Genomic DNA, 13,028 nt, shown 5'->3' on the forward strand with positions numbered 1-13,028 from the left:
TCCCTCCACGCCATGAAACTCTGGACGAAACTCCGCCACCTCCTCGGCCGCCGCGCGCGTGTGGCCCGCCTCGAGGAAGAGATGCGCCACCACGTCGAACTGCTCATCGAAGAAAACGTCAGTCGCGGCCTCGACCGCGAGGAAGCGCGCCGCCAGGCGCATCTCACGTTCGGCAACGTCCTCGCCACGCGCGAGGAATCGGAAGACGCCCTCGGCTGGCCGTCGCTCGAGGCTTGGGGGCACGATCTGCGCGTGACGTGGCGCAGCCTCCGCCGGCGACCGGCTTTCGCGCTCAGTCTCGTCGCGGTGCTCACGCTCGGCATCGGTGCCACGACGGCGGTGTTTTCGCTCGTGCGCGGCGTGTTGCTCGAGCCCCTCCCCGTGCCGCATCCGGGGGAGCTGCACCTCGTGCGCGCGCCGAACGGCGAGCCGTTCGAGCTCAGCGCCCCGACGGTCGATCGCCTCGGCCGCGAGGGCGCGCTCGCCGGCCGCGTCGCCGGCTATTCCGCGAACTCCCGCGCGGCGCTCCGCCTCAATGGCGCGCCAGCGGAGTCCACGACGGTGCAATTCGTGTCCGGCGATTTCTTCGCCGCCCTCGGCGTTTCGACCGTGCGCGGCCGCGCGCTCACGCCGGCGGACGATGCGCCCGGCGCGCCGCAGGCGGTCGCGGTGGTCTCGCATGCGTTTTGGCAAAAGAAACTCGCGGGCGCCGAGGACGTGGTCGGACGCGTGATCGATTTGAACAGCCAGAGCGTCACCATCGTCGGCGTCGCGCCGGAGACGTTCACCGGCGTCTCGCTCGGCGATGCCGGGGAGCTGTGGCTGCCGCTCGGCCTGCACGCGCCGCTGCGCTGCAGCCCGTCGGCGTGGACGATTTCCGACGGCCCGTTTCCACTCGAGGCGTGGCGCCAATCCGACAATGCCGCGTGGCTGTCCGCGCTGGTGCGTTTGCCGGCCGGCACCGCCGGGGCGCAGGGCCAGCTCGAGGCGGCGTGGCGTCCGCAGCTCGACGCGGCGCTGCGCATCGTGACCGATCCGAAGACGGTGCAGGATTTCCGCAACCGCGTGCCGAGCCTCGTGCCGAGCCCGCAGGGCTACTCCGCGACGCGCGATAATTTCCGCCGCGTCGGCCTGACGCTCACGCTGCTCGTCGTCGCGGTGGTGCTGGTGACGGCGGCGAACTCCGCCACACTGATGCTGCTGCGCGTGCTGTCGCGCGGCCGCGAGCTGGGCATGCGCTTGGCGCTCGGCGCGGGGCAATGGCGGCTGGCGCGGGCGGCTTTGATGGAAGGCCTGTTGCTGGCGCTTGCCGGTGCGCTCGGCGGCGTGCTGCTGAGCGTGTGGCTGACGCCGCTGCTGGCGACGTGGCTGGTGCCGTCCGCCTCCGGCAGTTTGCCCGGCGTCGACTGGCGACTCATCGGCGTGCTCGCCGCGCTCGCGGTGGTGCTCGGTCTCGCGATCGGCGCGGCGCCGGCGTGGCTCAGTGCGCGGCTGTCGCCGCAGAGCATCCTGCAGCAGCGGGCGCTGGGCGCCGGCGGCTCGCTGCGGCTCGGTCGCGGTCTCATCGTGGCGCAGCTGGCGCTCTCGGTGATGTTGATTTCCATCGCGGGTGCGCTGGCGCTCGATCTGCGCCGCGTTCTGGCGGCGCATCCGGGCTACGAGCGGGCGACGGTCGTGCAGTCGTTCTTCAGCCTGGAGGAGGCGCGCATCCCGACGGAAAAGCGGGCGGCGCTGCTCGAGCATCTCCGTGCGTCCGCGCGTGAGTTGCCGCAGGTGCGGGCGGTGGGTTTTGCGGCGAGCGGCGTGCTCAGCGGCAGCCGATCGCGCAGCGGCACGTATTTTCGCGGCGAAGGCATCAACGCGCCGCGCGACAACATCCAGCACGAGAGCATCGATGAGGGCTATTTCGAGGCGATGGGCATGAGGCTGCTGCGTGGGCGCGCGTTCGTGACGACGGACGACGCGACGCATCCGCCGGTGGCGGTGATCAGCGAGCGGCTGGCGCGCGAGGTGTTCGGCAACGCCGACCCGATCGGCCGGCGCTTCGGCTTCGATTCGAACGCGGGGCCGGAGGATCGCGAGATCGTCGGGATCGTGGCCGATGCGCGGGTGAACGGCGTGCGCGAGCTGCCGCCGGCGCTGATCTACACGCCGCTGGCGCAATGGCAGGCGCGGCCTTCGTGTCTCGTCGTGCGGGTGGCCGGCGACGGCGTGGCCGCGCGCGTGGCGCTGCAGAAGAAGATTTCGGCGGCGGAGCCGGGCGTTCTGTTTGTGCGTTGGGCGACGCTCGAGGAGCGCACCCAGCGCTGGATCGGCAACGATCTCGCGACCGTGCGTCTGACCGCGGGCTTCGGCCTGCTCGCCACGCTGCTCGCTGTCATCGGCGTGCTCGGCGCGCTCGGTTATCTGGTGGCGAGCCGCTCGCGGGAAATCGCGGTGCGCCTCGCCATCGGGGCCGAGCCCGGCCGCGTGTGGCGCGATGTGTTGCGCGATGCCGCGGTGCTCGGGCTGTTGGGCGCGGCGATCGGCGTCGGGCTTTCGTTGCTCCTGCCGCGTCTGCTCGGCTCATGGATGATGACCGGGCTGCATGCCGATGGGACGGCGATCGCGCTCGCGGCGGCGGCGGGCTTGCTCGCGGCGGTGATCGGCGGACTGCTGCCGGCGCGGCGCGCGGCGAAGGTCGATCCGTTGGCGCTGTTGCGCTCGGAGTGACGGCGGCGGCTCACCGCAGCAGGGCGTCGCGCGGATAAGTGCGCTTGGCCTGCTCGGCGCGGGCAAGGTCGCAGTCGATCGTCACGAACGGACGATCGACTGACGTCGTGGCGAGGACCTGGCCGTCGGGATCGATGATCCAGCCGCAGCCGCCGAAGCTTCCGTCTTCGGCGGCGCGATTCGAGGAGAGGGAAAATGCGCCGGACACGATCGCGGCGACGCGGCCGCCGAGCAGCCATTTTTCCACGCTTTGCGCCCCGGTGGCACGTGGGGTGACCAGCAGATGGATGCCGGCTGCGGAATAGATGCGTGCGGCATCCATGGCCCAGAGTTCGGTGCAGATGAGAAATCCGAGGCGGGCGGGGCCGGCTTGGCCGGCGGCGAACTCGGCCGGGCCGCGGGTATACCAGGTGGCTTCGTAGAAGCCTTCCTCCTCGGGGAGATAGCGCTTGGCGTGGACGTCGACGAGGCCGCCGGCGCGCGACCAGACGCAGCCGACGTTGAGGCGGGTGGGGCCGTGGTTCACGGCGCGGGTGGTGAGGACGAGCGGGGAATTCAGTTCGGCCAGCCGGTCGCGCCCGTGCTCGTGGGCGGCGACCACTTCGGCCCACATGGTCGGCGAAAAATTCCGGTCGCGGGCGAACCAGGCGTGGAAGGGCAGCTCGGGCAGGAGCACGAGTTCGCTGCGTTCGGCGGCGACGTGGGCGGTGAGGTCGCGCCACGCGGTGGCGAAAGCGGAGCGTTCGTCGGGGAGCTGGCAGACGGTGATTCTCATGGGCGGGCGCGGGAGCTCAGATCTTCGCGAGGGAGGCGCGGGTGAGTTCGCCGTGGGTGTTGCCGGTGTTCACGGTGCTCGCGGGCTCGAAGAGCATGATCGCGCACTCCTCGTCGGCGACCGGGCGGTGTTCAACGCCGCGGGGCACGACGAGCATGTCGCCCTCGCGCAGTTCGACGACGCGGTCGCGAAACTCCATCCGGAAGGAGCCGCGCACGACGTAGAAGAGTTCGTCCTCCTGCGCATGGTGGTGCCAGACGAACTCGCCCTTGATCTTGGCGAGCTTCACGTGCTGGCCGTTGAGTTCGGCCACGATTTTCGGGTCCCAGTGGCCGGAGAACAGCGAGAGTTTTTCGAGCAGGTTGATGCGGTGCATGGAGGAAAGCCGTTCAGAGGTCGCGCGCGTAGGCGAGGTTGCAGCGGCAGGAGTGCACGCCGCCGTCGCTGCGCTGGAAGCCGTGGCGTTCGTAGAGCGCAATGGCGTCCTGGAGCACGGTCGCGGTCTCGAGTGTCAGCCGGCGGAAACCAAGCGCGCGGGCGCGGGCGATCGCCCAGTCGAGCAGGCGTCGGCCCTGGCCGCGGCCGCGCCAGGCGGGGGTGAGATACATCTTGCGGAGTTCGACGCCGCCGGGGGCGACGGGAAAGAGTCCGCAGGTGCCGACGATCGTGTCCGTCGCGTCGACCAGCACCACGAAATCGCCGCCGCGCGCGGCGTAATGCGCCACGACGTCGGTGAGATCGGCGTCGGTGCCGCAGGGGTCGGGGGGCAGGCCGAATTCCACCAGCACGCCGTGCACGAGGGCGCGGCATGCGGCCGAATCCTCGGCGCGGGCGGGGCGGAGTTGGGCGGCGGAGGACACGGCCGCAGCATCGGTGCAGGCGGACGGGAGGCCAATGACGTTTGCGCCGGGGAGCGGCACAGCGCGGGAGATTTATTGTCGGCGTCAGCCCCGCTGATGATGACGGCGCGGGGAGCTTTCGGCTCGCCGCGTGGTGGGGCGGCGGACTTGCTGAGACGCAGCGGGCCGGGCCACTCGCGACTTCATTATGATGAAATTAATGCGTTGGGTGGGGGTGGGCGTGGTTTGTCTGGCCGGGGCGCTCGGCCGGGCGGAAACGACGCCGGAGTGGCCGGATGCACCGGCGGCGATCTTGCGCGAGGAGATCTTCGGCATCCGCTTCCGTCTCGCGCGGGCGGACAAGGGCGTGAAAGGGGGCGAGCGGTTTTTGCGCGAGGCGATGGCGCGCGGGATGACGTCGGAGGTAAAGGCCTATGTCGCGTGGGTGAGCCTGTGGTCCGAGGCGTGGGACATGCAGCCGATCCTGGAGCCCGCGGCTTGCGAGGCGCTGCTGCGCTCCGCCGTGGAGGAAGGCAGCGGACTCGCCGCGGATGTGTTGGGCCGCGCCATGATTTACGGACAGGGCGGGATCTCGCGCGACGTGCCCGAGGGGATGCGGTTGCTGGACCTCGCGGCGCAGCGGGGCTGCGCCCGGGCGCTGGCGCGGCGGGGCATGTTCCGCATGATCGGATTCGGCGGGCCGGCGGACGTGTTGCGCGGCGCGCTGGAAGTGCGCGAAGCGGCGGCCAAGGGCTCGGCGATCGGGCTCGTCGATTTGGCGGCGGGATTCGAATCGGGCGAAGTCGGCGGCGCGGCCAATGTCGCGCTGGCGCTCGAGCATTACTACCTGCTGGCACTGGAGAACGAGAGCATCGGCTGGAAGAAGCTGGAGGAGCTCGAACAAAAGGGCGTGCCCGGCGCGCATTTCATGCGGTCGCTGGCCTACGTGCGGTTCGCCAACGAGGGCGGGTTCATCGCTCCGTCGGTGGTGCGGCGGCATCTGACGGTGTTGGAGCAGGAGCAGAGCGATCCGCGGGCGTGGGTGGAGCTGGGGGTGGCGCGCCTGTTCGGCGTCGATTGGGTGAAACGCGATCCGGCGCTGGCGAAGGATTATTTCAACCGCGCGGATGGCTTGGGAAATCCGGAGGCGAAGTTCTTTCTCGCTTACATGCGACTGCGGGGTCTGGCGGGCCCGCAGGAGACCGAGTCGGCGCTCGCGGAGATGACCGCGCTGGCGGATGCCGGCAATGTGCGCGCGTGCGCGCGACTGGGTTACTACTATTATTGGGGGGCGTCGGAGGCCGGGAAACTGAAGAAGGATCCCGCCAAGGCGCTCCACTACACCCGCCGTGGAGCGGAGCTGGGTTCGAAGCACGCGGCGCTCAACCTCGCGCATCACTACAAGCACGGCATCGGCGTGGCCGAGAATCCGGTGCTGGCGGCCAAGCTCTACTGGATCGCGATGGAATACGGCGTCTACGGAGCGAAGGAGGACCTGATCCGGCAGCTCGCGTTCGCGAAAGTGCGCTGACGCCGGGACGCGCGAACGCGGGGCCCGGCGCAAGCGCACTTACCTGACGGAGCAGAGCCAGACCGCCGCGAAAGGGAACATCAGCGCGACAGTGCGCTGTCGATGGACCACTTGCCGCCGCCGAGCACGAGCAGCGCCAGCACGATCCCGAGCGCGAGGAGGTGGAACTCGATGCCTTCGCCCTTCTGGTTGCCAAACCAGTTCATGAAAAAGCCGTTTGCGCGGTGCTGGAGCGCGGCCACGACCATGACGCCGCCGACACCCAGCGCGGCCACGCGGGTGCCCGCGCCGGCGAGAAGCATCGCGCCGCCGATCGATTCGGCGAGGATCGCGAGCAAGGCGAAGATCCACGGCGCACCGACGGTGTTCGTCAGATAGCCCATCGTGCCTTGGAAGCCGTAGCCGCCGAACCAGCCGAGCGTTTTCTGCAGGCCGTGGGGCAGGATCATGATCCCGAGCGAAAGCCGCAGGAACAGCGGCGCGAAGGAGTCGCCGGTGGCGACGAGGGAGGCGAAGAGGGAATTTAGTTGCATACGCAACTAATGCACGACGAACAGTTGCCTATGCAACTAAAAAGTGTAGAGTCTCGGCCATGAAGCAGCCCAACCTGCCTGAAACCCACCTCGAAGCCTGGCGGCGTTACTACGTTTCCTTCTGGCGGATCTTCGCGGCGATCGAGGCGGACTTGCAGGCGGCGGGGCTGCCGTCGCTGAGCTGGTATGATGCGCTCTACGAGCTCTACCTCGCGCCCGACCGGCACCTGCGCATGAGCGAGCTGGCGCGCAGCGCGTTGCTCAGCCGGAGCGGACTGACGCGCCTCGTGGACAAGCTCGAGAAGGAGAAACTCATCCTCCGCAAATCCTGCCCGAGCGACGGCCGCGTGCAGCACGCGCAACTGACGGACAAGGGCGTCGAGGTGCTGAGGAAAATCTGGCCGGTCTACCGCGCGGGCATCGCGAAGTATTTCGCCGCGCACCTGAGCGAGGCGGACGCGCAGGAATTCGCACGCATGATGAGCAAGGTCGTCACGGCGATGCAGGAGGCCAGCGGTCCCGTGGCCTGCGAGAAGAACAAGAAGTTGCCGGAGTGAGGTGGCGCAGCGGTTGGCGGGCGAGCCACGGAGCGTGGCGCGCGGGACGGAGCGCCCACGATAATCGCGAGCGCCACCCGCGCCCGGAGGTCGCGGGCTACCCTGCCGCGGACGAGCGGAGGTGCGACGGACGCCTCACTTCGCCGGCGCGCTCAAGGCGGCGCCGACCGCGCGGCGCGTGTTCGTGGCCCAGTCGGCGAGCGTCTTGATTTCCGCGTCGGTCAGCTTGGCGTCGCGGTGCACCCAGGTGTAGGAGTCGAGCGGCATCTTGTGCTCCCGCACTTCCTCGGCGGTCTCCTCGAGTTTGCGCGTGGCGCGCTTGAGCGTGTAGGTGGAAAATTCCGAGAAGTTCAGGTGGCGCTTGCCGTCGCGCACGTGCTTCTCGAGCCACCAGCCGATGGGCTGCACGTTGGCATACCACGGGTAGTGCGTGGCGTTCGAGTGGCAGTCGTAGCAGGCGCGTTGGAGGATTGCGTCCACTTCCGCCGGGACGGGCGCGAGTTGGCCGATGTGATTCGGACCGGCGACGGTGCCGTGGTTGCTCATCGGACGAACGGCCTGCGCGACGACCAACACCGCGCCGAGGCCCAGGAGGATTTTGGCGGAAGTCTTCACGGGCGGAAAATTTCCACGACCGCGCGCGGCGGGCAAGACTTCTGCGCTCGCGCGGCGGGCGCCGGCCGGCTTCGCTACCGGCCATGAATCTACGGGCGCGAATTCTGCTCGGTTTTCTCGGTGTGCTCGCGACGGCGGCGCCGCTGGGCGCGACGCAACTCCATCTCGCGGGCGACTCGACGATGGCGACCAAGGAGCGCCAGACGCCCAACCCGGAATACGGCTGGGGCGAGGCGCTGCCGCGCTATTTCGGCGCGCGACTCACCGTGGTGAATCATGCGCTCAACGGCCGCAGCTCGAAGTCGTTCATCGCCGAGGGCGTCTGGCAAAAACTCGTCGCGACCCTGCAACCCGGCGACTGGGTGATCGTGCAGTTCGGCCACAACGACGAAAAATCCGACGCCGCCCGCCACACCGAGCCGCGCGGGGAATACTCCGCGAATCTCCGGCGCATGATCGCCGACGTGCGCGCGAAACACGCCACGCCGATCCTCGCGACCTCGGTGGCGCGCCGCAAATGGGCGGCCGACGGCGTGCACCTGATCGACACGCATGGCGACTATCTCGCGGCCGTGCGTGAGGTCGGCGCGGCGGAAAAAACTCCCGTGCTCGAGCTCAACGCGCTGACGACAGCGCTCGAGGAAGCGCACGGCGTCGAAGGCTCGAAGCGCCTGCACCTCTGGATCGCGCCCGGCGTCTACGCGCGCAGCGCGAAAAAGGGCTGGCAGGACGACACGCATTATTCCGCCTACGGCGCCGACCGTGTGGCGGCGCTGGCGGTGCAGGAAATCCTCCGGCTCGGATTGCCGCTCGGCGATTTCCTCGCCGGCGATCCCCCGGCCGGCGCGCAGCCGGACGCGAAGGCCGAACGGTAAGCACTACTCCGGCAGGTCGCTCCTTTTTTCGGGGGAACGCGAGGTAGCCCGGCCTCTCCGAGGACGGGTCCGGCGCACCCGCGCCCCGAGGTCGCGGGCTACCTGGCAGTCGCACTTGGCCGCGGACGTATTCCTCGGGGTCGGGGAAATATCCTTGGGCTGGAGATGGTAGACAGCGACCTTGGTCGCGCCCGCGCTGCACGCGCGTGTGTGAGCTGCGCCTATGGTGGAGGGCGCGTGCGAGCACGCTGCCTACAGTGGAGCCCGGTTTCGGAAGACCTCTGGCGTTGCCAGCGGCGGCGGCCGGTCACACGCTCCGCCGCGTGACTCGCCGTGCGTTCATCGGAGCTGTCTTTCTCGCGGTTTTTTGCCGGCTGACCGGAACGGCTCGCGCCGCGACGGCGAGCGAGGTGGTGCGCGAAGCGATCCAGCGGCAGCGCGTGCTCCGGCTGCGTTACGGCGGGCACATGCGGTTGGTCGAGCCTCATGCGATCGGCATCACTACTGGCGGACACCGCGCCGTGCTGGCGTGGCAGATCGAGGGCGGCAGCCGCTCCGATCCGCCGAGTGGTTGGCGAACCTTCCTGCTCGAAGACGTCAGCGAAGCCGCGCTCACCGTGCGCGGTTTCACGCGTCGGCCCAGCTACAATCGCGACAAGGCGGCGCTGCACGCGATCGAGCTCGAGGTCACGCCGCCCGAGGACGCCGCCACCAATCCGCCTGCAACAAACCGCGACTGAAAGTCCGCCGCCCGCCGAGCGCGAAACCTTGCGCGGCGAGCAAATCGTCCGGCGGAGTGAGACGACGCGCCGGCAACCGCGTGGCGACGCGGAAAAACGCATACATCAGCGCGTGCACCGCGCGCGCGCGGTGCCGCGTCCAGCCGCGCTCGGGCACGGCGAAATCGGTCACCAGCCAGACGGCGTCGGGCGCGGCCGCGTCGGCCAGCCCGGCGACCACGGCGGAGAGTTCGCGCGGGGCGAAGCAATCGAGGAAGAAGTGCGTCGCGATCGCGTCGAAGGCACCCGCTTCCGCTCGCCACTCGGGCAGGCACGCGTGGATGAATTGGATGCGCGAGAGATCGAGCCGCGCGCGGCGGGCGCGGTTTTCCGCTTCGCGCAGCATGCCCGCGCTGGCGTCGACGCAGGTCACGCGCAGCCGGCGGTGCCGTGGGAGCAGTTCGTGGAGGGATCGCCCGTGTCCGACGCCGGCGATCAGCAGGCGTTCGCGGTCGGCGAGGCGATCGATCCACGCCGTGCGGGCGCGTTGCAGCAGGCGGCCGGCGAGCACGCGCTCCATCCAGCCGTAGTGCGGCGCGAGCAGGTCGAAACTCACGCGTAGCTCCACCACGCCCCGGCGCCGAGCGCGCCCGCGGCGTAGGCGACGACGTCGCGCCAGTCGCCCGTCGCATGCGCGAAGACGTGCGGTGCGATCACCTCGGCGGCGATCGACCACACGACGAGATGGAGCGCGATCTCCGACCAGCGCGGGCGTTGATCGTGTTCGCGCAAGCCGAGCCGGCGCTGCGCCCAGAGGGCGAGCGGCAACGCGGCCGGAATCAGGAGCAAATCCGTGAACTGATCGTGCCAGAAGCCGTGCGCGACGTGCGCGCGCAGCCACCAGCGTCCGAACGCGTAGGCCGCGACTGCGACGATGCAGGCCGGATCGAGCGCGTAGCGAAAATTTTTCACAACAGGCCGGCGATCAGCAGACCGGAGCCGAGGGCGAGCGCGAGGCGGAGGAAGAAATTCGCGCGAGGAGAGAGCGTGGAGAACATGTCGCCACGAAAAAGCGATTCGTGCGCGGGGCAAACCGCGAAACGGGGCGGCGTGTGTCACCACATCGGCTCATGACCGCCAGAAGCGGCCGGGCGCGGCCGGGAAATTTCCATGGCGGAGAAGACGGAGAAGGTGGGCGCCGGCGTCCCGACGGCGCCGGGGCAAGTGCCGCGTGCGAGGCGCCGCCGGGACGTCGGCGCCCACCTCGCCTTGGTTTTCAGCGCGAGGAGCCGCGCGTGGACGGTGACGGGGCGATTCCATAGGCCGTCCGAAGAGGGCGGGAATTAATGTGGGCAGCGCGCTGGCGCGCCTTGCGTTCGTGGGCGCCCAAGGGCGCTGGCCCACAAATCCCGGCGAGGAAGCCCGCGCTACGTGCTCAGGCGGCGGCGGGGCGGCAGAGCAGGTAGAGCCACATCGGCGTGCCGTCGGGATTCTTTTGCACGGCGCCGGAGATCGTTTCGAGGCCCGCCTCGGTGACGCGCGCGCGCCACCAATCGACGGGTTGCACAGTGAGGTGCAGCGGCGCGCCGATGACCTTCGGGCCGAAGGCGTCGGGGAAAAGCGCGATGCCGAAAAACACGCAGCGCGTCGCGGCGGCGCGCAGATTGCGCAACACGGCGGGGACGTGCTCGGTCGGGATGTGTTCCATGACGTCGGTGCAGACGACGGCGTCGTTCGGCGCGGGCAGCGCGCCGGCGTCCCACATGCAGCCGAGGGTGAGGAAACCGGGCGTCATCTTGTCGGCGAACCACGGGTCGAGGCAGTTGGCGGCGATGTCGAAGCCGCGGATGGTGAAGTCGGCCTGGTTGTGCTCCATGAGGCGGCGCATGAATTTTCCGGAGCCGCAACCGGCGTCGAGGATCGTGCGCACACCGAGGTCGCGGAAGCGCGCGGCGAGGTCGAGGCGCTCAAGCGCGTGGAGGCCGGGGGAGAACTTCCGGTAGTCGGCGTGCTCCCACATCTGTTCGTATTTGGCGCGTTCGTGGTCGGCGGCGGAAGGTTCGAGGGTGGCGGTCATGGCGGAGAGAGGTGGGCGCGCGGGCAATGCGGTCTGCGCCCGGCCGCGGGAGGCCGGGAGGTGCTCGCCCAATCCGCTCCATCGGCACGAAACGGGCGGACTTGCGCGGGAATTCGGCCGACGAAACGGCGCGCTGTATGGGAGATTCTCCGGTGGCGCTGTGGTCGCGGGGTCAATTGGCCGCTTGCCCGGGCCGGGGTGGAGGTTTGTTTCGCTGCGCGCATGAACAACCTCGGCCTTTTTGTCACCTCAGTGCTGATCTGGGGCTCCACCTGGCTGGCGATTACGTTCCAGCTCGGGAAGGTGCCGCCGGAGGTGTCGGTCGCGTATCGTTTCGCGCTGGCGAGCGGGATGCTGTTCGCATGGTGCGCGGCGCGGGGGTTGCGGCTGCGCTACTCGTGGCGCGAGCACCGCTGGATGGCGCTGCAAGGGCTGTGTCTGTTCGGGCTGAATTACCTGACGATCTATCTCGCGGAGGCGGAAATCAGCTCGGGGCTGGTGGCGCTGGTGTTCTCGTTGATCGTGTTCATGAACATCGTGCTGGCGCGGGTGTTTTTCGGGACGCCGATCCGGCCGGCGATGATGCTGGCGGCGCTGCTCGGCGTGGGCGGCGTGACGCTGGTGTTCCTGCCGGAACTGGCGCACGGCGTCGGGCGCGGCAATGCGCTGCTCGGACTCGGGCTCGCGGCGGCTTCGACGTGCTTCGCGTCGCTGGGCAACATGATCTCGGCGCGCAACCAGCGGCAGGGATTTCCCGTGATGCAGACCAACGCCTACGGCATGGCTTACGGTGCGCTCTTCGTGGGACTCTACGCGCTGGCGTGCGGGCGGCCGTTCGTGTTCGAGGCGACGCCGGCTTACATCGGGTCGCTGGTCTATCTGGCGTTGTTCGGCTCGGTCATCGCGTTCGGCGCCTACCTGACGCTGATCGGGCGCATCGGGGCGGATCGCGCGGGCTACACGGGCGCGGTGATCCCGATCGTCGCGGTGGTGCTCTCGACGTTTTTCGAAGGGCTGCAATGGCACGCGACGACCTTCGTCGGCATGGCGCTGTGCCTCGCGGGCAACGTCGTGGTGTTGCGCGGCAAAGCCGCCGCCGCGCGCACCGCATCGACGGCCGCGCCGGCGAAAGCCTAGCGCGGCGTCGTTCCGCGCAGATCCGTCGCCGGTCTCTCTCGGGCGCGCCGTTCGAGGAACCCGCGCCCGGAGGTCGCGGGCTACCTTTGAAGGCTCGCGCGACAGGTGGCGCGGAACCGACGAATCAATTTTGCGTATTACGCAAAATTGCCCGGTGCAGGCAGCGCCGGCGACCAGCGCACGAGCGGCTGCCGGGCGGCGACGTAGAGCGGGTGACGCGGGTGGCCGTCTTGCGTGGTGCCGAGGCACCAGAGCTCGCGACCGGCAAAAAGCCGCACGACTGCCTCGGCGCGCGCCTGGTGGACGCCGCTCACGCCCCACGCGGCGACGATCTTCTCGCACCGCGCCGCGGCGGCGAGGAGCGCGGCATCGTTCTCGGCGCCGACGGGATCGGCGTGCTTCATCATCTCTTCGGGATACGGCGTGCGCAGGCCGAAGAGGTTGGCCATGAGGAAACCGTCGAAACCTTCGCGCTGCGAAAACGCGCGGATGCGCGTCAGCGTCGGATCGAGCTGCGATTCGTCGGCCGTGGAGGGATTGAGGCCGATCCACATGATCAGCCGGTCGCCGAACAGCGGGTTCCACTGATGCACGAGCGAGTAGCGGTGCGCGCGGTCAGGCGAGAAATGGCAGACGTTGTCCAAGCGGCGGAGCGAAA

The 13,028-nt window shown here is 69.3% G+C and carries 15 protein-coding genes; 6 read left to right on the forward strand and 9 right to left on the reverse strand.

Going from position 1 to position 13,028, the window contains the following annotated elements; genetic code table 11:
• The first annotated feature begins 12 nt into the window (after positions 1 to 12).
• Positions 13 to 2,712: an ABC transporter permease gene (locus KF715_11820; GenBank protein ID MBX3737373.1), complete on the forward strand. Its 2,700-nt coding sequence runs from the start codon at positions 13 to 15 to the stop codon at positions 2,710 to 2,712.
• A 10-nt stretch (positions 2,713 to 2,722) separates the two neighbouring features.
• Here the strand turns inward: KF715_11820 and KF715_11825 are convergent, their stop codons facing one another.
• From KF715_11825 to KF715_11835, 3 genes are read right to left on the reverse strand one after another with little or no spacing between them, the layout of a single operon-like run.
• Positions 2,723 to 3,487, reverse strand: coding sequence for a carbon-nitrogen hydrolase family protein (locus tag KF715_11825; protein MBX3737374.1), 765 nt, complete (start codon positions 3,485 to 3,487; stop codon positions 2,723 to 2,725).
• 16 nt (positions 3,488 to 3,503) lie between these two features.
• Entirely contained in the window at positions 3,504 to 3,863 is a 360-nt protein-coding gene (locus KF715_11830; protein MBX3737375.1) for a cupin domain-containing protein, read from the reverse strand.
• Positions 3,864 to 3,876: 13 nt separating this feature from the next.
• Positions 3,877 to 4,347 (reverse strand): GNAT family N-acetyltransferase, encoded by a 471-nt coding sequence (locus KF715_11835; GenBank protein ID MBX3737376.1) that lies wholly within the window; start codon positions 4,345 to 4,347, stop codon positions 3,877 to 3,879.
• A gap of 187 nt (positions 4,348 to 4,534) precedes the next feature.
• Between KF715_11835 and KF715_11840 the strand changes: the two genes are divergently transcribed.
• The gene (locus KF715_11840; protein MBX3737377.1) at positions 4,535 to 5,857 is read left to right on the forward strand and encodes a sel1 repeat family protein; all 1,323 of its coding nucleotides are present in this window, start codon (positions 4,535 to 4,537) and stop codon (positions 5,855 to 5,857) included.
• An 80-nt stretch (positions 5,858 to 5,937) separates the two neighbouring features.
• On the opposite strand, the gene KF715_11845 is transcribed toward KF715_11840, so the two are convergent.
• Positions 5,938 to 6,390 carry a DoxX family protein gene (locus KF715_11845; protein MBX3737378.1) on the reverse strand — a complete coding sequence of 151 codons (453 nt, stop codon included), beginning with the start codon at positions 6,388 to 6,390 and terminating at the stop codon, positions 5,938 to 5,940.
• 59 nt (positions 6,391 to 6,449) lie between these two features.
• Here KF715_11845 and KF715_11850 point away from each other — a divergent pair, with 59 nt between their 5' ends.
• The gene (locus KF715_11850; GenBank protein ID MBX3737379.1) at positions 6,450 to 6,947 is read left to right on the forward strand and encodes a MarR family transcriptional regulator; all 498 of its coding nucleotides are present in this window, start codon (positions 6,450 to 6,452) and stop codon (positions 6,945 to 6,947) included.
• Between the two features lie 135 nt (positions 6,948 to 7,082).
• Here KF715_11850 and KF715_11855 read toward each other — a convergent pair whose 3' ends face one another.
• Positions 7,083 to 7,562 (reverse strand): heme-binding domain-containing protein, encoded by a 480-nt coding sequence (locus KF715_11855; GenBank protein ID MBX3737380.1) that lies wholly within the window; start codon positions 7,560 to 7,562, stop codon positions 7,083 to 7,085.
• 83 nt (positions 7,563 to 7,645) lie between these two features.
• Between KF715_11855 and KF715_11860 the strand changes: the two genes are divergently transcribed.
• Complete coding sequence (locus tag KF715_11860) at positions 7,646 to 8,437, forward strand: rhamnogalacturonan acetylesterase (protein MBX3737381.1); 792 nt, start codon at positions 7,646 to 7,648, stop codon at positions 8,435 to 8,437.
• A 323-nt stretch (positions 8,438 to 8,760) separates the two neighbouring features.
• Positions 8,761 to 9,177, forward strand: coding sequence for a hypothetical protein (locus KF715_11865; GenBank protein ID MBX3737382.1), 417 nt, complete (start codon positions 8,761 to 8,763; stop codon positions 9,175 to 9,177).
• On the opposite strand, the gene KF715_11870 is transcribed toward KF715_11865, so the two are convergent.
• The 3 genes from KF715_11870 to KF715_11880 all read right to left on the reverse strand — a co-directional run bounded on the left by KF715_11870 (position 9,125) and on the right by KF715_11880 (position 11,233).
• A complete protein-coding gene (locus KF715_11870; GenBank protein ID MBX3737383.1) occupies positions 9,125 to 9,772 on the reverse strand; it encodes a class I SAM-dependent methyltransferase in 648 nt (215 codons plus the stop codon). The two genes, KF715_11865 and KF715_11870, sit on opposite strands and share 53 nt — an antisense overlap.
• A complete protein-coding gene (locus KF715_11875; protein ID MBX3737384.1) occupies positions 9,769 to 10,128 on the reverse strand; it encodes a hypothetical protein in 360 nt (119 codons plus the stop codon). Before KF715_11875 ends, KF715_11870 begins: the two co-directional genes overlap by 4 nt.
• A 463-nt stretch (positions 10,129 to 10,591) precedes the next feature.
• Complete coding sequence (locus KF715_11880; GenBank protein MBX3737385.1) at positions 10,592 to 11,233, reverse strand: class I SAM-dependent methyltransferase; 642 nt, start codon at positions 11,231 to 11,233, stop codon at positions 10,592 to 10,594.
• Between the two features lie 222 nt (positions 11,234 to 11,455).
• Between KF715_11880 and KF715_11885 the strand changes: the two genes are divergently transcribed.
• The gene (locus KF715_11885) at positions 11,456 to 12,370 is read left to right on the forward strand and encodes an EamA family transporter (GenBank protein MBX3737386.1); all 915 of its coding nucleotides are present in this window, start codon (positions 11,456 to 11,458) and stop codon (positions 12,368 to 12,370) included.
• 137 nt (positions 12,371 to 12,507) lie between these two features.
• Here KF715_11885 and KF715_11890 read toward each other — a convergent pair whose 3' ends face one another.
• Positions 12,508 to 13,014, reverse strand: a complete 507-nt coding sequence (locus KF715_11890) for a DUF1643 domain-containing protein (protein ID MBX3737387.1) — start codon at positions 13,012 to 13,014, stop codon at positions 12,508 to 12,510.
• Positions 13,015 to 13,028: the final 14 nt, after the last annotated feature.

The sequence above is a fragment of the Candidatus Didemnitutus sp. genome (assembly GCA_019634575.1).
GTDB lineage: Bacteria > Verrucomicrobiota > Verrucomicrobiia > Opitutales > Opitutaceae > Didemnitutus.

What these genes read in the sequence shown, in the direction of transcription:
- KF715_11820 (MBX3737373.1), top strand. Translation starts at nt 13, where the DNA reads ATGAAACTCTGGACGAAACTCCGCCACCTCCTCGGCCGCCGCGCGCGT.
- KF715_11825 (MBX3737374.1), bottom strand. Translation starts at nt 3,487, where the DNA reads ATGAGAATCACCGTCTGCCAGCTCCCCGACGAACGCTCCGCTTTCGCC.
- KF715_11830 (MBX3737375.1), bottom strand. Translation starts at nt 3,863, where the DNA reads ATGCACCGCATCAACCTGCTCGAAAAACTCTCGCTGTTCTCCGGCCAC.
- KF715_11840 (MBX3737377.1), top strand. Translation starts at nt 4,535, where the DNA reads ATGATGAAATTAATGCGTTGGGTGGGGGTGGGCGTGGTTTGTCTGGCC.
- KF715_11845 (MBX3737378.1), bottom strand. Translation starts at nt 6,390, where the DNA reads ATGCAACTAAATTCCCTCTTCGCCTCCCTCGTCGCCACCGGCGACTCC.
- KF715_11850 (MBX3737379.1), top strand. Translation starts at nt 6,450, where the DNA reads ATGAAGCAGCCCAACCTGCCTGAAACCCACCTCGAAGCCTGGCGGCGT.
- KF715_11860 (MBX3737381.1), top strand. Translation starts at nt 7,646, where the DNA reads ATGAATCTACGGGCGCGAATTCTGCTCGGTTTTCTCGGTGTGCTCGCG.
- KF715_11880 (MBX3737385.1), bottom strand. Translation starts at nt 11,233, where the DNA reads ATGACCGCCACCCTCGAACCTTCCGCCGCCGACCACGAACGCGCCAAA.
- KF715_11885 (MBX3737386.1), top strand. Translation starts at nt 11,456, where the DNA reads ATGAACAACCTCGGCCTTTTTGTCACCTCAGTGCTGATCTGGGGCTCC.